Below are 20,628 nucleotides of genomic sequence, written 5' to 3' on the forward strand. Positions count from 1 at the left end.
GCAAAACAGACTAAAGATATAAACACTTCATACATTTTATTATACAATAAATATTACTATTATGCTATAGTTTTCGCTTGACCAACGTTATCGTACGATTTTATTTGTAAAAAATTCAAAGCCCTAGCTATTTCTTAACTCCTTTCAATATGTATAAAGTAGGACATAATCCGTATTCTATCCCATATTGAACCTGTTGGGCCAGTCTTTCCTGGGGTATTACCGCACCCATATCAATAATGTTTTTACTCACATAATCCTGATAATTCATAACAAAATCTTCAAACAATATCCTTCCGTCATCAAGTTCCTCACAGTATTGGATGTCTATAACTCCTGTACTATCTATCATTGAATGCCACCACTCAGGTGAATGATACTTTGAACAGCAACCATCCCATACACTCCAATCCCAATCGAAATTATAAACTTCAGGAATCACCTCATAATCAGGCTCCTTATTAAAGCATTCACTTCCTATGCAAAGTGTTCCCCCAGCTTTTAAGGTACCAAACAACCTTTTTAAGAAGTCTGATTCTCCGCCAAACATAAACAGTGAATTCATACAAAAGATCGCATCAAAATAGTTCTCTGCAAATGGTATATTTTTAGTTATATCAAGTTGCATGGGAATAATTTTTTGTATGAATCCCTCTTCATTGGCCCTTTCTACCAGCATTTGAGGTGAATTCCACAAATCTACTGCAATAATTGTAACATCAAACTTTTTTGCAAGAAATAAAGCTGCTGATCCAAAACCACAACCAAGATCAAGAATAATTCCGCCTTTTTTGATATTCATTAATCTAAGCATTTTAGATACCAGGTATAAACCACCACAGCCAATAAAGCCTTCATATATTTGACCTTTGGAATAGCCTTGCAATTCATGATAGACCTTAATATCAGGGCTTCTAAATCCCCTCATTTTTTGTTTTGAATCCATTTATGTACTCCCCGGCAAAAATTATTTTCACTGCTTAAAACCTTATAATAAATGCAGTTTTCTGCCCCTTTTCAAAACCCGCTTTTTCATAAAATCTAAGCGTGCTTTCTTCTTTTCTGCCTGTCATTAGCATAACTTTATAACAGTTCTTTTCTTTTGCTATATCAACTGCTTTTTTTAGAACTGCAGTTCCATATCCTTTTTTGCGGTATTGCCCATGTGTCACTACATTTTCTATCAATGCATACGGCCTGGCGTCTCTTGTCAAATTTCTTATAATGACCAGTATACACGAAGAAACTATTATACCATCCTCTTCAATTACCAAACAATAATAATGAGGATCTTTAAACATCTCATTCCACAACGTTTCCAGTTTTTCATCTACTTTCAGTTCAGGATCTTCAGGATTCAAGTACTTGTATAGCTCAAGCAAGTTACTAAGCTCTTCAAACTTTATTTTTCTCACTTTCTCAATCATTTTTTCCTCCAACATTGAACTTTAGTTTTTAGTAATATGATTTCAACACTTCCTAAAGTTTAAATGTTATAATTCTACACTTGAAATAAGCTTAAAACCGTTACGTTCATATTTTTTTAAAAGTTCATCCCATTTCTTTTCATCCATCAATATAATCCCATCTTTAATAATGGTTACATCATATCCATGTTTTTTGGCACCCTTTGCTGTAGAGTAGATGCAGAATTGGGCATCTAATCCAACCAGATATAATTCACTAACCTTATACTCATTGAGAAATTCTCTAAATTTTACACTTGAAAATGCGTCCGCCCCTGGCTTTGAAAAACAAAAGTCGGACTTGATATTAATTCTTTTATCAATCTGTGCTCCAGGACTTCCCTTAATAGCAGTGCCTCCGCAAAACAATTGCGAAAACATCTTACCCATAAAATTATCAAATTCTTGTTTAATATACACTACAATAATATTTTTCATTGATGCAGCTTCTATTATTTTATTCACTCCGGCAATAAATTGATCAGAGTCTTTGTATGGGAAGGGACGCGTCGCAGTATCCCCTGTATAATCTTCCTGAATATCTATAACCAATAAAACCTTTTGATTGTTTTCGGCTTTTTTATCACCCATAATTTTCCCCTCACTTTCATTCCCATTATATACCTTTCCTACAAAAGTAATCAATGAGATTTTTGGTATCAATTACTGTCTCGCTCACAATGTGCCCCCACATTATCAAGCAGCGACGAAATCTCACCATTATAGTATATACAAAGCTTATGCAGCGCCCTCGTCATTGACACATATAAAAGTTTTATGTCCAGTTCATCTTCCTTGTACACATCGATACCCGCATCAGCTATTATTACAACATCAAACTCCAACCCTTTTGTAAGGTAGGATGGCACAATAAGTGTACTGTTTTTATATTCTTCTTCCTTACCTGTTATTATATTCAGATCGTCTATTTTACCTTTCAAGAGTTTGTACATATTTTGGCATTCTTCAACAGTCTTACAAACTACCGCAGCTGTTTTGAAATTTTCACTTCTGCACCGCTTAATCCTTGCCGATATATCCTCTGCAATCTCTTTTATGCTTTGCCTTTCAATTATTTTTACTTTATCGCCATGTCTTATAACAGGTTTTGCAAGCACCAAACCATGGTCTTTAATTTTACTTATTACGGTATTTGCAGCACCCATAATTTCAACTGTAGTTCTATAGCTCTCCTCTAGCGTCAGGAATCCGCACTTCTGGCCTTCAAAAACATCATCCACAACATCCTGCCAGGTCCTTATACCCCTATAGGAATGAATACTCTGGCATAGGTCACCCAAGATTGTAAATGAGCTGTCCTTTACAATCTTTCTAAGCACATAAAACTGAAATGCACTAAAGTCCTGCCCCTCGTCTATTACAATATGCTTAACAGGTATTTTCTCATCCATTCCATGTATTAGATACTTTAAGTATATTATCGGAGCAATATCTTCAATTTCCAGATATCCTGATTTCAAAGTCTCTCTCGTATGGTTTCTGGTATAATCAATCAATTCCTTTTCTGCCTTGCTATATAGAAGCTTGTTAAACAGCTCTTCATTGTTAATAAGATCTGAATAATACTCATATGGACTAAACTTTGATATCTTCTTTATATATTCATTTACAGCACTTTTAGCATAGCTCTCAATTTTGCCGACCACAGCATCCCTTTTGTCAATTGCTTCAATTATCAGCCTTTGCCTGTCTTCACTGTCTTCCATGATATCTTTTAAATTACGTATTACATTATCGCACTGTTCGTTGAGATTAAATATTATAACGTCCTTTTTCTGCTTCAATCTATTTGATAGATACTTCTTTATTTCGTCAATACGGCGTACAATCGGCCAGTTTTTATACTGTTTCAGAAATAAATCGTTTATCTCTGCATATTTAAATACCACCGTGTTTGCAATTTTAAAGTGTTCCTTTGGGATAAAAGAGCTTTCAATATGCTTGACGTAATCATCCATAACTTCTCTGAACAGCATTGACGCTTTAAACTGAGAACATTTTTTCAAAATACGGTTTGCATATATCTGCTCTTCTGTCACATTGTGATTTACAAACTTTGTAAGCTTCTCAAAGGGATCCTTAAGCTTAAACCTTTTGCCTATCAATTCCATAGCAAAATCTTCAAAAGTGGTCTGCTTAACTCTTTCAACACCGAGTTCCGGCAGTACTTCAGATATATAATTTAAGAAAAGCTTGTTAGGAGCTATAATCATGAAGTTTTCAGGTTCAAAGGATTTCTCAAACGTGTATACAAGATATGCAATCCTGTGAAGTGCAATAGTTGTCTTACCGCTTCCGGCGGCACCTTGCACAATTAAGGGCTTCCACATATCGGCCCTGATTATTTTGTTCTGCTCAACCTGTATTGTAGATACAATTTCCTTAAGTCTATTGTCACTGGTTGCCCCTAAATATGTTTGCAGGAATTCGTCATTGGTTGTTATGTCAATATCGAAAATCTCCTGTAAAATACCTTCATTAATCGCAAACTGTCTTTTTAATGTGAGCTCACCTTTTATATTGCCGCCAGGGCACCAATAATCCGCCTCTCCTATTCTCCCTTCATAGTAAAGGTTCGCTATGGGCGCACGCCAATCAACAATAATAACTTCCTGATCTTCATCTCTCATTAGAGACATCTTGCCAATATATAGATTTTCCCTTTTGCTGCTGTCCTTCTCTTTAAAATCTATCCGAGCAAAATAAGGTTTACTCCTTGCTACCAAAAGATTTCTGAGTCTTAGTGCTAGCGTATCCCTAATTGTCGTATTAATCATTAGATCGATATAGCTCTGGCTGTTTTCTGAAGTAAAATGTTTTTGTACACTATCAATATCATTGTCTAATCGCTCCTTCTTCCTAACAGTCGATTCCAGGCTCTTTTCAACATACCCAAGTGTATAATTACACCTTTCCAGCTCTTCCTTATACGCCGAATGCTTTTCCGCAGCCATAACTCATGTACCTCCCATTATTAATAGTACTAGCGCTTTTTAACACTCCAAATTTTAGTCTATTAAGTATTAAACATTTCTTATCTACTTATACCTTAAAATCATATTACGTGACACTCATTAATTTTTAAATAGGAATTTAATTATATTTGAAAGAATAAAAAAAATAAAGCTCTATATTTTTCAGCTTTATAACATCCTATACTATTTATAGTTCTCTTTGAACTGTATATCATAGTAAAACTAAAGCCGCCCATAGGGCGGCTTATTATTTTGTTAAGGAATACCCGAAAATAAATTTTCAGCATTCCTACTTAATTATTATTCCTTTTTAAATGCTCCTTCTCTATATTTGTTCATCGGATCCCACAAGAACCACTCTTCATACCCTGCATCGTACACAGCCTGTATTTCCTGTCTAATCTGTTCATCCTCATAATATTGCCAATTGCCTGCTCCTATCCATGTTGCAGTAAAGTCCTGCAGATAGGTTCTCAAAATCGGTTTGTCTCCTTGAACCTTTTCATATCTTGATTTTGCTTTTAAGAGTGTATTTTTGATTACTCCATAAGGATCTAAATCAGGCTTTGGGAACTTAACGTTATTAATTATCTGCCCATTAGCATAGTGTGATGGATAAGCCATTGGACACAAATAATCAAGGTCTTTACCGATATACTCAAAATATTGTCCGATTCCCTCAGTATCACCAGGGCTCTCTAAGATAATCGCGAATACATCACCCGATATTATCGCATTTGGAAGCTCCTGTCTTGCATAAGCCAGGTAGTCGTTTACAACTTCATATAGCTCTCTATCATCCTTGCCATCAAAAACCATCTGGCTCTTCTTTCCATCAGGAAATCTGATATAGTCAAACTGTACTTCATCAAAGCCTTTTGCAAGAGCTTCTTTTGCAAGATCTATATTATACTGCCATGCATCCTTGTTATATGGATTTACCCAGTTCATTTTGTTGTGAACATAAAGCCCGCCCTGTGTATTCTTTATTGCCATTTCAGGCTTGGCCTTTGCCAATATAGGGTCTTTAAAGCACACAATCCTCGCTATGGCATAGATATTATTCTCGTGTAATTTCTTTATAAGTGTATCAATATTAAAGAGCTTTTCGATTGCACCTATTTCAGATGCCAAAGGAACTTTAGAGTCATAGCTTACAATACCATAGTCATCCTTAAGGTCAATTACATAGCTGTTTATCTCTGTAGTATTTGCAAGCTCAATATAGTGATCCAGCCTTGACGCCGCTGATGAGCCAGTTAAATATAAGCCTTTAGCCTTAATTTTCTTTTGATTTGCATTCAAATTTTCAGCGGTACTTGTTGGCGTACTTTCAGCGACAACATTACCATTAGTTGATTGTACTGCAGTAGAATTTGGGGTAACAGTAGGTTGATTTTGATCTTGAGTTACAAGGGTTACATTGGTTGAGTTACAAGCAAACAATAATGATGCAATTACACACACTAAAATCGACAGCGATATGCTTCTTACAATGCCTTTTTTCATAAGTAAAAAACCCCCATATTTATTTTATTGAAGTTCAAGAATAATAAGATATGCCTTTTTGATAATAATACTATATCAAACATAGTTTTAAAGTACAATAGCAGTTTATGGACTTATCACAGCTTAAGAAACATAAAATTTTTCCGGTTGGCATTAACACATTTTTAATCAATATCATATAATGTCACCAGAATATCTTTTCAAAAGGAGACAAAAGCTATGTTTCCAATACATTTAGTCGGAGTTGCTCTAGCTGGTAGAATGCTATTATCAAAGCCAAATGGGGATTCTAATAAAATAGGGCAAAAATTCCCCATAAAACCTTTTCCGCCAAGAAGACCCACTGATGTCAAACCTTTAACTGTTAAAAACCCTTTTGAAGTTCTAATTAATGGACTAAACAGGCAATTATCAGGTATACTGAAAAAGCAGCCGCTTGAGAACTATGATGAGATTGTGGCTAATTTCATACCTCAAGGCAGCACTATCTTGACACCCAAACGCCCTTCAAGCTCTCAAAGTATTAGTTTTGCAGACATAGATGGTGACTCAAGAAACGAATTGATAGCATCATTCAGGCATGTTAACGAAGTAAAAACTATTATACTAAAGAAAGAAACTGACAATTGGTATAAAGTAGCCGAAATTGCCACTCCAGAGTATGAGAGTATTAGCTACAGGGATGTTGTAGATCTGACTGGCGAAGGACGAAAACAGCTGATAATTGCTTTATCATCTCAAGACAAGGATTCTGTCCTGCGTGGCTACTCACTCGATAAAGACAAATTTAACGAGTTATTCGCAGTAAACTGCAATAGACTGCAAGTCCTAAAATTACCTGGCAGTGATAGAAGTACATCTGAAGTAAAACTTGCAGTATGGAAAAGGAAAGAAAATGATGCCTATAATATTGAATTACTTCAGTGGAACGGCTCACAACTTGAACCATCAAATGATATAAGTACATATTATTCCAGCCATGTTGTTCCCTACTATTTGAAGAGAGTTAAAAAAGAACCCGATTTGCCCCAAAATTGGTATAACCTAGCCGATTGTCTTATACAAGCAGGTTTGCGCAGGGATGCCCTCATAGCAATAGATGCTGGCATGAGGTATGATTTAAGCACCGAATTAAATGATAAGTTCGTTGCATTAAAGGATAAAATCAAAAAAATTTAGTTATTCTAATAAGCCTATAAGATAAAACCAGCCCAAAGTTCCAATTCTTCGGGCTGGTTTTATCTTATCCATTATAGTTCTTACATCTATTTCCATGCCTTTTATTTTTTGTTCTACAAATCAAACAATACAGTGTTTTCATTACAATCGTTTTACCAGAACGGTGCAAAGAAAAAGCAAATGTTTTTAAATTGTCCATTGCCCATGTGCTATGCACACCAAATACCACTGTCCATTATACTTTTCATATACCAATCTCAGACTTTCCCAGTCCATTCCTGAATATTCGGGATTAAAACCGGAGAAATAGTAGTCATAAAACTGGCCTTCCGGGTACACATCTTTAATATTAACAATAATGTTTCCACTCTGTTGCAACTGGTTGTAAGCAATCTTTTCTGCATTTTTGAAATCCCTATCATATACGAATTTATCGTAATACTGTGCAAATGTCAATTTTATAGGCTCGCCGCTTCCGTCATATGCCCCCCAGTTGTATATTGTTTCGGACTTAAGCATATTAGATATTTGCCCCTGAGTAAACACCCTATTTTTTTCTAAATCTATATTGGAATATGGGGAAAAAAGTACGCCTTTAACCGGATGCACTAATTGCGCCAGCATTTTCATATCTTTTTCCTTAATAGCAGTAATAGCAATTTCATTTCTGCTTTTCAAATAATCGTCTAATGGTTCACCTGAAATATTTATAGATGATTCATCCAGAGTTTTAATCATCTCTTCATTTCTTGCAAAAGGTTCATCAAATACCGCATGTATATAGACCTCTTGTTTTTGCCCCTCTATCAGGAACTGCACCTTGTTAATACCTGGAAGTTCCGTCAATGAATTGATTATTGAGCATAGAGTCATAGATTCTCCTGCTGATCCTCCTGGACTGTTATCTACAAATTCCTTAGACAAATCAAGCGTACAAATTCCATCCTCGGTTACCACCGATATAAGCTTTGTCCCCTCAGGTATTGTTGAATGCAATTGTTTCGTTTTTGGTGCTTTCTGCAATTCTTCAAATACCACTCTTTCGATTTGTATGTCTTTTCCAACTTCAACTACTCTCTTCTCTGCAACCACTCCATCAGCGTTAGCGTTTCCATAATAAAGGGTAATAGTTTTCTTATCAACTAATTCCTCAATTCCTGAATCTGTCGTTTCTGGAGTCACTATACCCTCATCGGTATTTTGGGGTTTACTAGCAGAATCAGTGGCCATGACACCCGTCTTGTTGCTATTGCCCATCATTCCTCTAAAGTTATTATAATTTGATGCAACAAGAAATACCAAAACGAACACCGCTGCCGCTGCCAATAAAGGCTTTATTACAGGCATTGCTCTATAGATTGAACCTCTTAAAACCTTCTTGTCCTTGCTATATCTACTCAAATCAATCGCCTCCATTACATTTTTTCTAATGCTCTCATTTATTGGAGAACTCTCTTTTGCATAGCTTTCGGTAAAATTAAGTACTCCGTATTGCCTTCTACATTTCTCACAATAATTTAAGTGTTCCCTTATTCTCTTATTATCCTCATCCGACAACTGATTTTCCGTATACTTAATTATATCTTCAACGCTGAAATTGCATTTCATTTTACTCTACCCCTCTCTTGCAGTTCTTCATACTTTCTGCATATAGTCTGCTTAGCCCTCTGTATCTTCATTTTTGCAGCTTCGGGTGAAATTCCGAGTATATCTCCAATCTCCTTAAACGAGAAATCCTGCATACAACGCAAAAGCAATGCTGTCTTCTGGTCCTCTTTCAGGCCATCAATCAGCTTTATGATTTCCACACGCTGCTCCTTTATTTCATAAGCTATATCAGGATAATCGCTAAAACTTGCAGGCAACTCAGGTATACTCGCATAGTAGTCGATATTCTTTGCCTTTTTTACTTTTTTGTACTCGCTCCGCAGCGTATTAACGGCAATACGGTATATCCATGTAGAAAAACTCCATTTGCAATTATATTTATAGAGGTTTTTATACACCTTAATAAAAACTTCCTGGGTTATTTCCTCTGCATCCTCCCGTGTTGCTGTCATTTTTGAAAGAAAATTGAATATCCTGCCCTGATAGAATGAAACAAGCTCCTCAAAAGAATTCACATCACCTTTTAAGGTACTCTCAACCAACATGTTGTCTCTGTCTTTGTTCATAGTAAACACACCAATCATATGTGATGTTTTATATAATTATACTCATTAAATTGTCTGGAGTAACGGTAATAAAAAAAATTTTTTATTACCGTTACTCCAGACTATATTCGCATCTTCACCGTTGCTATTAAACGTTGGACATATATAAGGTATTATGCAATAATCGCGTAAGCTATACAGGTATAAATTTACATTAGCCCGGCTTCGTAGATTTTTCAAGAGCCTCAAGGTAGGAATAAGCGTGAGTACACTCCATACCGCACATTTCTAATGATGGCTTCAAACTTAAACACACAGCCGGACGTTCAGGTTTACCAAAAAGTTTACATTTATTATCATCTGTCAATTGGATACATCTTATACCCGCAGGCTTTCCTTCAGGCATTCCTGGTATTGGCGATGATATTGATATAATAACACAGCATGCAGCACATCCTATTCTACATTCCATTACTTTAAATCCTTCCATAAAGTTATTTTATATCATATATAGAGATCCTACGATAACCTTTAATCCTAAAAAGCTCTACTTATACTAAAAAACTTACAAGATAAAATTTACTAAAAACAGTATACCATTTCTTTTGATGACATTAAAACAAACTCCAAAAAAAAGAGCCCTCCGGCTCTTCTAACGTAAATCATATTCCGTACTTTGGGAATTTATATCATCAAGTGATACACATAAGTAAACCTCTTTATCATTTTCATCGAAATTACGTCCACACCCCGAGCATCTTACGAATTTACAGTTTACATCTATCATTTTGTGATCTCTGCATTTAGGACAAGTCCACCATTTTTGCATATTATCACCCCTTACATTCTATTCACCATTTTTAAGAAGTTTACCACTATTTACATTAATTTATTTATGCCAGTGAACGTATAATTGCATTGCTTATTGTGTAAGCGTTTGCGAATTACAAAAATACAAGCTCATCCCAATATTAAAGTAAACTTAAATTTATTAGAGAATTTCACATAAATAAGGACACAAACGCAGGACATCAACATTTTTGGTACATAGATATAATATTTGAACCTTTTTGCCTATTGTTTTTATTTCCTAATACTTTTAAAATAAACAAGTATGTATGTTTTAGAATGGAGTGAAAAGAATGATAAATGAATACATAAGCGACCTAAAACAGGAGTTTAAAGGGTATAATGCCCAAAAGTTAAAGCAAGATCTCCTTGCAGGTCTAACAGTTACTGCAGTTGCTCTTCCATTAGCACTCGCCTTTGGTGTAGGCTGCGGCGCAACAGCAGCGGCAGGTTTAATTACCGCAATTATTTCAGGTTTGATAATCGCCTCTCTCTCTGGAGCATCTTTTCAGGTCTCAGGTCCTACAGGTGCAATGACAGCAATCCTAATTCTACTTTTCCAAAAATACGGTCTTAACGGAGTATGGCTGGCAGGAGCAATGTCTGGTATAATTCTTGTAATTGCTGGTCTTTTGAAGTTTGGTAAAATTGTATCTTATATTCCATCCCCTGTTGTAACCGGGTTTACCTCTGGAATCGCTCTAATAATTGCCATTGGTCAAATAGATAACTTTTTTGGTATAAAATCTGCAGCAGCTGATTCCTCAGCTATAAAATTTATACACTATTTTCAAACGGGAATAAACCCTAATTGGAATGCAGTTCTTCTTGGATGCTTAGTAATTGCTACGATGCTCTTGTGGCCAAAGAAGTGGAATTCGATAGTACCTTCTTCTCTTGTCGGTCTTATAGTAGCACTTATTGTAAAAATGATTTTTAATTTACCTGTAGCAGTTATTGGTGAAATACCTAAAACTCTTCTTCCCGATACTAGACTAAACCTTTTTTCTGTTAAACTATCAGACCTTCAGGGAATGATAATGCCGGCGTTAAGCATCGCAGCACTTGGAATGATTGAAAGCCTTCTCTGCGGTGAAGTAGGCAGCAAGATGAAGGGTGAAAAACTAGATGCAAACCGTGAGCTTGTAGCTCAGGGAATTGGTAATATTATAATACCGTTCTTTGGTGGGGTACCTGCAACAGCAGCCATTGCAAGAACAAGTGTAGCTATAAAATCAGGCAGTCAAACAAGGCTTGTAAGCATTTTCCACGCAGTAGGACTTTTGATATCCATGTTTGTTCTTGGACCTGTTATGTCCCAAATACCGCTTGCAGCCCTTGCCGGTGTACTTATGGTAACAGCTTGGCGTATGAATGAATGGGAAAACATTAAGTACATATTCTCAAAACGTTTCACAAGTGCAATCTTTAAGTACATTATTACAATGTTTGCAACTATAGTGTTTGATCTTACAGAGGCCATAATCATCGGTGTTGTTTTCGCCAGTTTCATGTTTTTGGTCAAAATTTCAAATATGGGAATCAGTATTCATGAAGTTGATGAAAAAAGGTTTAGCGAAAAAAATGGTATGTCTCTTACAAAACCTTTGAAGGATGTACGTGTAGTTTATTTCACAGGTCCAATTTTCTTCGCTACTGTAAAGCAGTTGAATACCCAACTGGCTGATATCGAAAAAACCAGTGTGCTGATTCTATCAATGCGTGGAGTACCTCTCATTGATACTTCAGGTGTACAAGCTCTTGATGAGCTATTCCATCAATTGAAACAAAAGAACTGTCAGCTTATGCTTTGCGGTCTTCAACCAAATGTAAGGGAAATGTTGAAGAAAAGCAATCTGGCAGAAAATATTGGTGAAGATAAGGTTTTCTGGAGTGCCGATCAAGCAATTGCTGCCGCTCAGGAAATTATAGTAGCATAGATTTTAAACAATCATTATATTCCATATAAGATGAAGAGACAAGGCTTTTATAAGACCTTGTCTCTTCATCTATGTACCAATTTTATCAATTTTGACCTTAGATAATTCAAAATACCCAAACTCCACTTCTCACTAACCCATTGCTACCTTTTTAATATATGTGGAAAGTAGCAATTTTATTTTGCTTAATCAAATCCTCATATAATTTTGCTATCTTTTGTCCAACCTCAAGAATGATTATACTTTCCAACACAGTAAGAACGCTTGCATATCCGATAAATGTATCATCTTCAAAAAGTGCTATTACCTCTCCGTCTGATACCTTTCTGAAATCAGATTTAGGAACACATATCAACATACAAAATCCTCCTTTTAGTTTACTGTTTATAGAGGTATAATTATCGTATTATTATTATTCCCTAAAATCTAATAAAATTACTGGATTTCTTAAATGCTAGAAATATTTCTTAATTAAATCAGTTTCAAGGTAAACATAGTTTTTAAGCTTGCGGATTTTAAGCGGGTATAAGATGATTTGAGGTTTTAGAAATTTAATTACCTAAACAATTATCTTGTGTCTCAAGGCCAAAATTGACTTCTATAGATCCTACCGAAGTTTCAATACTTATTGTTAGGGTTGATACTGTACCGATTACAAAAAATATGTCCTGCCCCATTATAACTGATGGTGGAGTAATATCAATGTCTTTAACATCAGTCAACCCTCCAACTGCATTCCCGGTAATCATATTTGCCAATTCTGCCAAAGCACTTCTTTCTATCTCATTTAATTGTGTTACAGGCATTCCCATCATCATGGCTGAGGCTATTTTCATTGCTGTTTGTGAGTCAAAGGAATATGAAACATTTCCCTTAATTTCTCCAACGATTCCTATAAAAGCAGTAATATCTTTATCAACATACATTTCTTCCTTTACCTGTATGCTGCCCTTTTTGATATCGCTGATACCAATTTGGCTTAATACTAATTCAACTGCCTTTAAAAAAGGATCTAAATGTTTTGAATTCAAATTACACCAACCCTCCCTGGAAACCGACATTCAGTTTCATTTTTCCATAGACTGTGCTACACAACAAAGTCGTTGAAATAATCTTTGACGTTACAATAACTATATTTTTGCCTGAATAAACTACAGGAGTAGCAAGACGAAGGTCTAATGAATAGTTGTTATTAATATATGTATTTGCATCACCTGCAATAACATTATTTAATTCTGAAATTGCAGCAACAAATATTCTATTTTTTAAATTAGTGCAGGGTTCTCCAAGTATATTTCCAGCTATTTTTAATGCCAGGTCAGCCTCTAAATCAATCATAAATCTTCCTTTTATCTTGCCTGAAAAATTAATTATTGAGGCGACACCATATGAAACTATTTCACTATTATCTATTTCCTGAACTTCATTAATATTAATATCTATATCAGCCATTTGTTTAATAATTTCTCTTGTACTGCTAAAAAAAGGATCTGACAATCTCTTATCCATGGTTTCCTCCTTTGCTACTTTAGTAATTTGGATATTGCGCTTATTATTTTATTATCATCAAATGGCTTTTTTAAGAATATAGCTACCCCGGCATCCTTCGCCTGGGACATGATACCCTCGTCTCCCATTGCTGTAAGCATTACAATTTTGGCATTAACGTCCTTTTCCCTTATTTTTTTTGTTGCCTCAATTCCGTCCATAACAGGCATTGTTATATCCATAAACACCAAATCAGGCATAAGACTTATAAACAATTCTACGCCTTCACTCCCATCTTTAGCATCGCCACACACTTCGTATCCATTTTCCTCCAGAACTCTCCTTAACAAAAAATGAACCATTAGGGAATCATCAACTAAAAGTACTCTTTTCCCCATAAAGTTTATCCTCCTTATTCTTAGGAATTTCAATTGACCGTTATTATCTTGCTTAATAACTTCTATCGTCCTTTAAAAGTTGAGTAAGCTTCCCTGGTCAATCGAAGTTGCTGCACCCCTATTTTTATTTTAGTGTTCGTTATTTCGTTATTGGTGAAAGCAATAAATTTTTCTGCGACATTTATATATCGGCAATTAACTTTTTTGTTTTGAGTCCATTTTTCGCCAGACAGTCGATACTTGAAGCTAAAGCTTGTTTGCTCTCCTAGCATAGCTTGCATTTATTGCCTAATACACAAAAAGGCAAGGCTTAAAAAAACCTTGTCTTTTTGAATTTATATTATTCATTTGTAAGATAACTTTACATAGCCGCATGAAAAACCTAAGTAATATTTCAGCTATTCCTTAGCAATCCTCTTGGAATCTTTTGCCTTAACCAATATTCCCATGATATTCCTGCAGCGATTTGATAGGTGTAACTCCTTTTTTACTTTCTATAAATGCAGCAATACCTTTAACGCTGGCATTGGCAGCAGCCATTGTTGTTATATATGGAATTTTATACTTTATGGCAGTCTTACGGATATATGAGTCATCATCCTGACTTCTTTTACCAATAGGAGTGTTGATTATCAGTTGGATCTCCTTATTGGTAATGCTGTCTACAATATTTGGCCTTCCTTCATGTATCTTATTTATCATTTCAGCCTCAACATTGTTTTCTGACAGGTACTTATGGGTTCCAGCAGTAGCCTTGATTTTAAAACCGAGTTTTACAAATTCCTTTGCAACTTCAAGCGCTTGTGCTTTATCCCTGTCAGTTATACTAATCAGAACAGTTCCCGATTCAGGCAGTGATACTTGGGTAGCTTCCTGAGCTTTGAAGAAAGCAAGACCGAATGAATCGGCAAGCCCTAATACTTCACCAGTCGAACGCATTTCAGGTCCAAGGATTGGGTCTACTTCCTGGAACATATTGAATGGGAAAACGGCTTCCTTAACACCGTAATGAGGTACATCAAGGAGTTTGAAATTATAGTCGGAGAACTTTCTGCCTCCTACCATATTCGAAATCATAAGCTCAGTTGCAATATGTGCCATCTTAATATTGCATACTTTTGAAACAAGCGGAACAGTTCTTGATGCACGTGGGTTTGCTTCCAGTACATATACCTTATCGTTTGCAATGGCATATTGCATATTCATCAATCCTATAACATTAAGTTCCTTTGCAATCTGTTCAGTATATTTTCGTATAGTGACAAGATGCTTCTCCGGTATACTGATAGTTGGAATAACACATGCTGAATCTCCTGAATGAATTCCAGCTAATTCAATATGTTCCATTACTGCAGGTACAAATACGTCTTTTCCGTCAGAAATGGCATCTGCCTCAGCTTCTACTGCATTATCAAGGAACTTGTCAATCAGAATTGGACGTTCTGGAGTCACATCAACAGCTGCTTCAACGTATTGCTTGAGCATTTCTTCATCATGTATAACTTCCATACCACGGCCACCCAAAACATACGAAGGACGCACCATTAATGGATATCCAATCCTGTTTGCTATTTTCACAGCTTGCTCCATATTGCTTGCCATACCTGATTCAGGCATAGGAATTTCAAGCTTTTCCATCATAATACGGAAGCGATCTCTATCTTCTGCAAGGTCTATTGCATCTGTAGTTGTGCCTAATACTTTTACACCTGCACGTACAAGCTCTGACGCTATATTAAGAGGTGTCTGTCCTCCAAACTGAACAATTATACCTAAAGGTTTTTCCTTTTCATATATACTTAAAACATCTTCAACTGTAAGAGGCTCAAAGTACAGTTTATCGGATGTATCATAGTCTGTTGATACTGTTTCAGGATTACAATTTACCATAATGGTTTCAAATCCCATTTCACGTATTGCCAATGCTGCATGGACGCAGCAGTAGTCAAACTCAATACCCTGCCCGATTCTGTTAGGACCTCCTCCAAGTATCATAATCTTCTTATTGTTACTTACAGGTGTTTTATCAGGAGCGTTGTAAGTCGAGTAGTAATATGCAGCATTTTCCACCCCGCTTACAGGCACCGGTTCCCATCCTTCAACAACACCAAGTTCTGTACGTGTGCTTCTTATTTGAGACTCTTCAACAGAAAGAATTTTTGCAATATACTTATCTGAAAATCCATCCTTTTTTGCACGAATAAGTAACTCATCCGGTAAAGTTCCACCTTTGTATTTGAGCATATCTTCTTCGAGCAATACCAATTCTTTCATCTGCTCTATAAAATATTTCTTTATATGTGTAAGCTTATGAAGTTCTTCAACATCTGCACCTTTTCTCAAGGCTTCATACATAATAAACTGTCTTTCACTTGTTGGCTCTGCAAGCATTTCCATGAGCTGCGAAAGAGTCTTTGTGTTAAAGTCCTTTGCATAGCCCATACCGCTGCGTCCTATTTCTAATGAACGGATTGCCTTGTGTAATGCTTCCTTATAGGTTTTACCTATACTCATTACTTCACCGACGGCTCTCATCTGAGTTCCGAGCTTATCTTTTGCTCCTTTGAATTTCTCAAATGCCCAACGAGCAAACTTGATTACTATATAATCCCCTGATGGTGTATATTTATCAAGTGTTCCACTGCGCCAGTATGGAATTTCATCAAGAGTAAGACCAGCTGCAAGAAGTGAAGAAATCAATGCAATAGGAAAACCTGTTGCCTTAGAAGCAAGAGCTGACGAACGTGAAGTTCTTGGATTTATTTCTATAATTACAACCCTGTCGGTTTTTGGATCATGTGCAAATTGAACATTGGTACCACCTATTACCTCAATTGCCTCTACAATAGAGTATGCGTATTTTTGCAGTCTTTGCTGAAGTTCTGTGCTGATAGTCAGCATAGGTGCAGAACAGAAGGAATCTCCTGTGTGAACTCCCATAGGATCAATATTTTCAATAAAACAAACTGTAATCATTTGATTCTTTGAGTCACGAACAACTTCGAGTTCAAGTTCTTCCCAACCTAAAACTGATTCTTCTACAAGTATCTGACCTACCATACTTGCTGATATTCCTCTCCCTGCAACAACTTCGAGTTCCTCCATATTATAAACCAAACCGCCGCCTGTACCTCCCATAGTGTAAGCAGGACGGATTACAACAGGAAAACCTAGTTTTTTTGCAATTTCTTTTGCCTCTTCCACTGTGTATGCAGGTTCACTTTGAGGCATTTCAATACCCAATCTTTTCATGGTTTCCTTAAATGCTATACGGTCTTCGCCACGTTCGATGGCATCAAGTTGAACACCTATTACTTTTACATCGTACTTATCTAGCACCCCTGCTTTTGCCAGTTCAGAGCAAAGATTTAATCCTGATTGACCACCAAGGTTAGGAAGAATTGCATCCGGACGCTCTTTATCGATTATTTCAGTTAGGCGTGGTACGTTTAATGGCTCGATATATGTTGCATCTGCCATCCCGGGATCAGTCATTATTGTTGCTGGATTTGAATTAACCAGTATTACCTGGTAACCTAATTTACGAAGTGCTTTACAGGCTTGAGTACCTGAATAGTCAAACTCACAGGCTTGCCCGATAATAATCGGACCTGAGCCTACTATCATTATTTTGTTAATATCAGATCTTTTTGGCATAATATCTACTCCTCATCATTGAGCTTGCTCACCATTGAGCTCTGTGAAATATTATATAACAAAACTCACAAAAATCATAACTTTTTTATTATTAAATTTAGTAGTTTTTCTATAAAATTTGGGTAAGAACAAACAAGCGACAGTTTAACCAAAGCCTCCATTTTCAAAAGTTTCACAGCGGTGATTTTTAATGGTAGGTTTTCGAGAAAAAGAACCTCTTTATCTTTAAGCTCCATTTCATAGGAATAAGCTTAAAATGATAAAGAGGTTCTAAGTATTGTCCTAATTAAGCATACATGCTCTTTCTAAGTGCAGTAAGCTCTTCGTTTTCCAAATACTCATCATAAGTAACAGGTCTGTCTATCAAGCCTTTAGGTGTTATTTCAATTATCCTGTTGGCAACAGTCTGAACAAATTGATGGTCATGAGATACGAACAATAACGTACCCTTGTAATTTATCAGTCCATTATTTAAGGCGGTAATGGATTCAAGGTCAAGGTGGTTTGTAGGCTCGTCCAATATAAGAACATTAGCACCTGAAAGCATCATTTTTGCCAGCATACATCGAACCTTCTCTCCCCCTGAAAGCACAGACGCCTTTTTCAATGCTTCTTCTCCCGAGAAAAGCATTCTTCCAAGCCAGCCTCTGAGGAAAGTCTCTGTCTGATCTTTTGAATACTGCCTTAACCAATCAACAAGTGATAAATCTACTCCATCAAAGTACTCGGAATTGTCCTTTGGGAAATATGCCTGCGAAGTAGTTATACCCCACTTGAAATCTCCACTATCTGCCTTAAGTTCGTCCATAAGTATTCTGAAAAGAGTTGACTTAACAAGACCATTTGGGCCAACAAAAGCGATCTTATCACCCTTGTTAACAGTGAAACTAACATTATCAAGGAGCTTCTCTCCTTCGATTGTCATACTTATACCATTAACCATAAGAAGGTCATTACCCGCTTCTCTATCAGGCTTAAAGTCGACAAACGGATACTTTCTTGATGATGGCTTAATGTCTTCCAATGTAAGCTTATCCAACATCTTTTTCCTCGATGTAGCCTGCTTGGACTTTGAAGCATTTGCACTAAATCTTTGAATAAACTCCTGAAGTTCCTTAATCTTAGCCTCTGTTTTCCTGTTTAAATCCCTTGCCTGTTGAAGTGCCAACTGACTTGATTCATACCAGAAATCATAGTTTCCTACATAGAGTTGTATTTTTCCATAGTCAATGTCCGCTATATGCGTACACACCTTGTTTAAAAAGTGCCTGTCATGGGATACAACTATAACAGTGTTCTCAAAATTGTAAAGGAAGTTTTCCAACCATGTTATCGACTCAATGTCCAGGTGGTTTGTAGGCTCGTCCAGAAGAAGTATGTGAGGATTTCCAAACAGGGCTTGTGCCAGCAGCACTCTTACTTTTAAGTTTGCATCCATATCCTTCATTTTTTTGTAGTGAAATTCTTCACCAATTCCCAGACCATTTAGAAGAGTGGCTGCTTCCGATTCAGCTTCCCATCCGTTCAACTCGGCAAACTCACCCTCAAGCTCGGATATTCTTATACCATCTTCTTCTGAAAAATCAGCTTTAGAATAAAGCTTTTCCTTCTCATCTATAATTTCACATAATCTCTTGTGTCCCAAAATAACCGTCTTCAAAACATCATATTCGTCGAATTCATAATGGTTCTGCTTTAATACTGCCAACCTTTCTCCTGGAGTTATATTTATTTCCCCTTTATTTGCTTCTACTTCTCCTGAGAGGATTTTTAGAAAAGTTGACTTTCCTGAACCGTTAGCTCCTATAAGTCCGTAACAATTGCCGGGCGTAAATTTTATATCCACATTTTCAAACAGTGCACGTCCACCATATCTTAGGGATATTCCACTTGCATGAATCATATCTACATCCATCCTTCTTTTAGTTTACGGCATATTATAACACATAGATAAGAATTCGTCCATTCATGTAAAACCCCAATTTAAAATTATATATTGAATTTACTAATCCTTAAAATTCAACTTTGCCTTTTCGCCAAACAGTTCCAGGGCTTTTTTATCATAAGCTTTTGCCGCTTTTATTTCATCATCAAATCTTCCCAAATGATACATTTTATAATTATAAGTTATCTGTGCAGTCCATCTATTAATTCGCCTATTAAATGAAACTCCAACATACTTTGATGTGACTTCTCTGCTCTTTACCTTTTTCCCCTGCCTCACAAGAGCTTTGTATTCCGGAATATATTCCTGGTTCGCTTTCAGAATTTCTTCATAATTAAGCTTTAACTTTTAAATCCCAACTTCCAGAAAGTTCCTCAACGCAAAATCCTTATACTTGATTATTGCATGATAATCTGCTGCAACTGTAGCCTCCCACTCAGAATGATAAGTCTCATAGCTTTGTTTTATGCCTGTATCATAAACCTTGGCAGCCCATGCCTTTTTAGCTTTAGCTACACCATAATATATGGCTTCAGCCAGACACCTATATTTATAAGTATGAGCGTCACATACAGAACAGTTATCCCTGCAAAAATCATAAATATTTCCATTCTTATGCAGTACAACATCCGACTTGCCAGCATCAAAAATCAACTGAGAAATTTTCATGAGTTCACCATTTATTCTGATCTTAGGAATACAATAATCAATAATCCATTTAAATTGCCCAACTCTTTCATAATCCTCGTCATCTCGTCATCTAATATTATTTCAGGTTTATACGTAAACGGTAAACCGGTTCCCTTTTCTAATTGCATATCTCTAATTGGCACTAAAACCCCTCCCAACTTGTATTTATTATTCCTAATAATACTATCAAGTATAGGAGGGGTTTACACTACGGCTTTTGTTCCATCGCTTACGAATTATTAAAGACAAAGCTGCTATTAAATGAGATTTACAATTTTACAATTGAATCAACAAACTCTGGAAAGAACCGGTAAACCGCTTACCCGGGGAGTATGTACTCGCCGCAATTTAGCTATTA

At 36.2% G+C, this 20,628-nt stretch carries 20 protein-coding genes; 2 read left to right on the plus strand and 18 right to left on the minus strand.

Features of this window, described 5'->3' with window-relative positions; genetic code table 11:
- Window positions 1-127: 127 nt before the first annotated feature.
- From ACECE_RS28955 to ACECE_RS0202420, 5 genes are all read right to left on the minus strand, one after another.
- Complete coding sequence (locus tag ACECE_RS28955; RefSeq protein WP_010243814.1) at window positions 128-946, minus strand: class I SAM-dependent methyltransferase; 819 nt, start codon at window positions 944-946, stop codon at window positions 128-130.
- Between the two features lie 34 nt (window positions 947-980).
- A complete protein-coding gene (locus ACECE_RS0202405) occupies window positions 981-1,427 on the minus strand; it encodes a GNAT family N-acetyltransferase (RefSeq protein WP_010243815.1) in 447 nt (148 codons plus the stop codon).
- A gap of 66 nt (window positions 1,428-1,493) precedes the next feature.
- Entirely contained in the window at window positions 1,494-2,057 is a 564-nt protein-coding gene (locus ACECE_RS0202410) for an isochorismatase family cysteine hydrolase (RefSeq protein WP_162862465.1), read from the minus strand.
- A gap of 68 nt (window positions 2,058-2,125) precedes the next feature.
- Window positions 2,126-4,441 carry an RNA polymerase recycling motor HelD gene (gene helD, locus ACECE_RS0202415; protein ID WP_010243817.1) on the minus strand — a complete coding sequence of 772 codons (2,316 nt, stop codon included), beginning with the start codon at window positions 4,439-4,441 and terminating at the stop codon, window positions 2,126-2,128.
- A 321-nt stretch (window positions 4,442-4,762) separates the two neighbouring features.
- The gene (locus tag ACECE_RS0202420; RefSeq protein WP_010243819.1) at window positions 4,763-5,971 is read right to left on the minus strand and encodes a putative glycoside hydrolase; all 1,209 of its coding nucleotides are present in this window, start codon (window positions 5,969-5,971) and stop codon (window positions 4,763-4,765) included.
- Window positions 5,972-6,190: 219 nt separating this feature from the next.
- On the opposite strand from ACECE_RS0202420, the gene ACECE_RS0202425 reads away from it, so the two are divergent.
- The gene (locus ACECE_RS0202425) at window positions 6,191-7,150 is read left to right on the plus strand and encodes a hypothetical protein (RefSeq protein ID WP_010243820.1); all 960 of its coding nucleotides are present in this window, start codon (window positions 6,191-6,193) and stop codon (window positions 7,148-7,150) included.
- Between the two features lie 186 nt (window positions 7,151-7,336).
- On the opposite strand, the gene ACECE_RS0202430 is transcribed toward ACECE_RS0202425, so the two are convergent.
- From ACECE_RS0202430 to ACECE_RS30900, 4 genes are all read right to left on the minus strand, one after another.
- Complete coding sequence (locus ACECE_RS0202430) at window positions 7,337-8,758, minus strand: GerMN domain-containing protein (RefSeq protein WP_010243822.1); 1,422 nt, start codon at window positions 8,756-8,758, stop codon at window positions 7,337-7,339.
- Window positions 8,755-9,342 carry an RNA polymerase sigma factor gene (locus ACECE_RS0202435; protein ID WP_026073669.1) on the minus strand — a complete coding sequence of 196 codons (588 nt, stop codon included), beginning with the start codon at window positions 9,340-9,342 and terminating at the stop codon, window positions 8,755-8,757. Before ACECE_RS0202435 ends, ACECE_RS0202430 begins: the two co-directional genes overlap by 4 nt.
- A gap of 175 nt (window positions 9,343-9,517) precedes the next feature.
- The gene (locus ACECE_RS0202440; RefSeq protein WP_010243826.1) at window positions 9,518-9,775 is read right to left on the minus strand and encodes a hypothetical protein; all 258 of its coding nucleotides are present in this window, start codon (window positions 9,773-9,775) and stop codon (window positions 9,518-9,520) included.
- 180 nt (window positions 9,776-9,955) lie between these two features.
- On the minus strand, window positions 9,956-10,132 hold the full coding sequence (locus ACECE_RS30900; RefSeq protein ID WP_010243828.1) for a hypothetical protein: 177 nt from the start codon (window positions 10,130-10,132) through the stop codon (window positions 9,956-9,958).
- A 313-nt stretch (window positions 10,133-10,445) separates the two neighbouring features.
- On the opposite strand from ACECE_RS30900, the gene ACECE_RS0202450 reads away from it, so the two are divergent.
- Window positions 10,446-12,092: a SulP family inorganic anion transporter gene (locus ACECE_RS0202450; protein WP_010243830.1), complete on the plus strand. Its 1,647-nt coding sequence runs from the start codon at window positions 10,446-10,448 to the stop codon at window positions 12,090-12,092.
- 151 nt (window positions 12,093-12,243) lie between these two features.
- Here ACECE_RS0202450 and ACECE_RS0202455 read toward each other — a convergent pair whose 3' ends face one another.
- From ACECE_RS0202455 to ACECE_RS30905, 9 genes are all read right to left on the minus strand, one after another.
- Complete coding sequence (locus tag ACECE_RS0202455) at window positions 12,244-12,450, minus strand: hypothetical protein (protein WP_010243832.1); 207 nt, start codon at window positions 12,448-12,450, stop codon at window positions 12,244-12,246.
- A 193-nt stretch (window positions 12,451-12,643) separates the two neighbouring features.
- Window positions 12,644-13,123, minus strand: a complete 480-nt coding sequence (locus ACECE_RS26345; protein ID WP_010243834.1) for a chemotaxis protein CheX — start codon at window positions 13,121-13,123, stop codon at window positions 12,644-12,646.
- Between the two features lies 1 nt (window position 13,124).
- Window positions 13,125-13,601, minus strand: a complete 477-nt coding sequence (locus tag ACECE_RS0202465; RefSeq protein ID WP_010243836.1) for a chemotaxis protein CheX — start codon at window positions 13,599-13,601, stop codon at window positions 13,125-13,127.
- 14 nt (window positions 13,602-13,615) lie between these two features.
- Window positions 13,616-13,978 carry a response regulator gene (locus ACECE_RS0202470; protein ID WP_010243838.1) on the minus strand — a complete coding sequence of 121 codons (363 nt, stop codon included), beginning with the start codon at window positions 13,976-13,978 and terminating at the stop codon, window positions 13,616-13,618.
- A gap of 432 nt (window positions 13,979-14,410) precedes the next feature.
- Complete coding sequence (carB, locus tag ACECE_RS0202475) at window positions 14,411-17,635, minus strand: carbamoyl-phosphate synthase large subunit (protein ID WP_010243842.1); 3,225 nt, start codon at window positions 17,633-17,635, stop codon at window positions 14,411-14,413.
- 286 nt (window positions 17,636-17,921) lie between these two features.
- Window positions 17,922-19,538 carry an ABC-F family ATP-binding cassette domain-containing protein gene (locus ACECE_RS0202480; RefSeq protein WP_010243845.1) on the minus strand — a complete coding sequence of 539 codons (1,617 nt, stop codon included), beginning with the start codon at window positions 19,536-19,538 and terminating at the stop codon, window positions 17,922-17,924.
- A 102-nt stretch (window positions 19,539-19,640) separates the two neighbouring features.
- Window positions 19,641-19,859: an AP2 domain-containing protein gene (locus ACECE_RS0202485; protein WP_010243847.1), complete on the minus strand. Its 219-nt coding sequence runs from the start codon at window positions 19,857-19,859 to the stop codon at window positions 19,641-19,643.
- A gap of 69 nt (window positions 19,860-19,928) precedes the next feature.
- Entirely contained in the window at window positions 19,929-20,249 is a 321-nt protein-coding gene (locus tag ACECE_RS0202490; protein WP_010243849.1) for a hypothetical protein, read from the minus strand.
- 11 nt (window positions 20,250-20,260) lie between these two features.
- The gene (locus ACECE_RS30905) at window positions 20,261-20,413 is read right to left on the minus strand and encodes a hypothetical protein (protein ID WP_162862466.1); all 153 of its coding nucleotides are present in this window, start codon (window positions 20,411-20,413) and stop codon (window positions 20,261-20,263) included.
- Window positions 20,414-20,628: the final 215 nt, after the last annotated feature.

It is taken from the genome of Acetivibrio cellulolyticus CD2 (assembly GCF_000179595.2).
Classification (GTDB): domain Bacteria; phylum Bacillota; class Clostridia; order Acetivibrionales; family Acetivibrionaceae; genus Acetivibrio; species Acetivibrio cellulolyticus.

Excerpts from the sequence above, each read along its gene's own strand:
- ACECE_RS0202455 (WP_010243832.1), bottom strand. The coding sequence starts at position 12,450 with ATGTTGATATGTGTTCCTAAATCTGATTTCAGAAAGGTATCAGACGGA.
- ACECE_RS0202465 (WP_010243836.1), bottom strand. The coding sequence starts at position 13,601 with ATGGATAAGAGATTGTCAGATCCTTTTTTTAGCAGTACAAGAGAAATT.
- ACECE_RS0202420 (WP_010243819.1), bottom strand. The coding sequence starts at position 5,971 with ATGAAAAAAGGCATTGTAAGAAGCATATCGCTGTCGATTTTAGTGTGT.
- ACECE_RS0202440 (WP_010243826.1), bottom strand. The coding sequence starts at position 9,775 with ATGGAATGTAGAATAGGATGTGCTGCATGCTGTGTTATTATATCAATA.
- ACECE_RS0202430 (WP_010243822.1), bottom strand. The coding sequence starts at position 8,758 with ATGAAATGCAATTTCAGCGTTGAAGATATAATTAAGTATACGGAAAAT.
- ACECE_RS0202425 (WP_010243820.1), top strand. The coding sequence starts at position 6,191 with ATGTTTCCAATACATTTAGTCGGAGTTGCTCTAGCTGGTAGAATGCTA.
- ACECE_RS0202450 (WP_010243830.1), top strand. The coding sequence starts at position 10,446 with ATGATAAATGAATACATAAGCGACCTAAAACAGGAGTTTAAAGGGTAT.
- ACECE_RS0202490 (WP_010243849.1), bottom strand. The coding sequence starts at position 20,249 with ATGAAAATTTCTCAGTTGATTTTTGATGCTGGCAAGTCGGATGTTGTA.
- ACECE_RS0202470 (WP_010243838.1), bottom strand. The coding sequence starts at position 13,978 with ATGGGGAAAAGAGTACTTTTAGTTGATGATTCCCTAATGGTTCATTTT.
- helD (WP_010243817.1), bottom strand. The coding sequence starts at position 4,441 with ATGGCTGCGGAAAAGCATTCGGCGTATAAGGAAGAGCTGGAAAGGTGT.
- ACECE_RS28955 (WP_010243814.1), bottom strand. The coding sequence starts at position 946 with ATGGATTCAAAACAAAAAATGAGGGGATTTAGAAGCCCTGATATTAAG.
- carB (WP_010243842.1), bottom strand. The coding sequence starts at position 17,635 with ATGCCAAAAAGATCTGATATTAACAAAATAATGATAGTAGGCTCAGGT.
- ACECE_RS0202480 (WP_010243845.1), bottom strand. The coding sequence starts at position 19,538 with ATGATTCATGCAAGTGGAATATCCCTAAGATATGGTGGACGTGCACTG.
- ACECE_RS30900 (WP_010243828.1), bottom strand. The coding sequence starts at position 10,132 with ATGCAAAAATGGTGGACTTGTCCTAAATGCAGAGATCACAAAATGATA.
- ACECE_RS0202405 (WP_010243815.1), bottom strand. The coding sequence starts at position 1,427 with ATGATTGAGAAAGTGAGAAAAATAAAGTTTGAAGAGCTTAGTAACTTG.
- ACECE_RS0202410 (WP_162862465.1), bottom strand. The coding sequence starts at position 2,057 with ATGGGTGATAAAAAAGCCGAAAACAATCAAAAGGTTTTATTGGTTATA.
- ACECE_RS0202435 (WP_026073669.1), bottom strand. The coding sequence starts at position 9,342 with ATGATTGGTGTGTTTACTATGAACAAAGACAGAGACAACATGTTGGTT.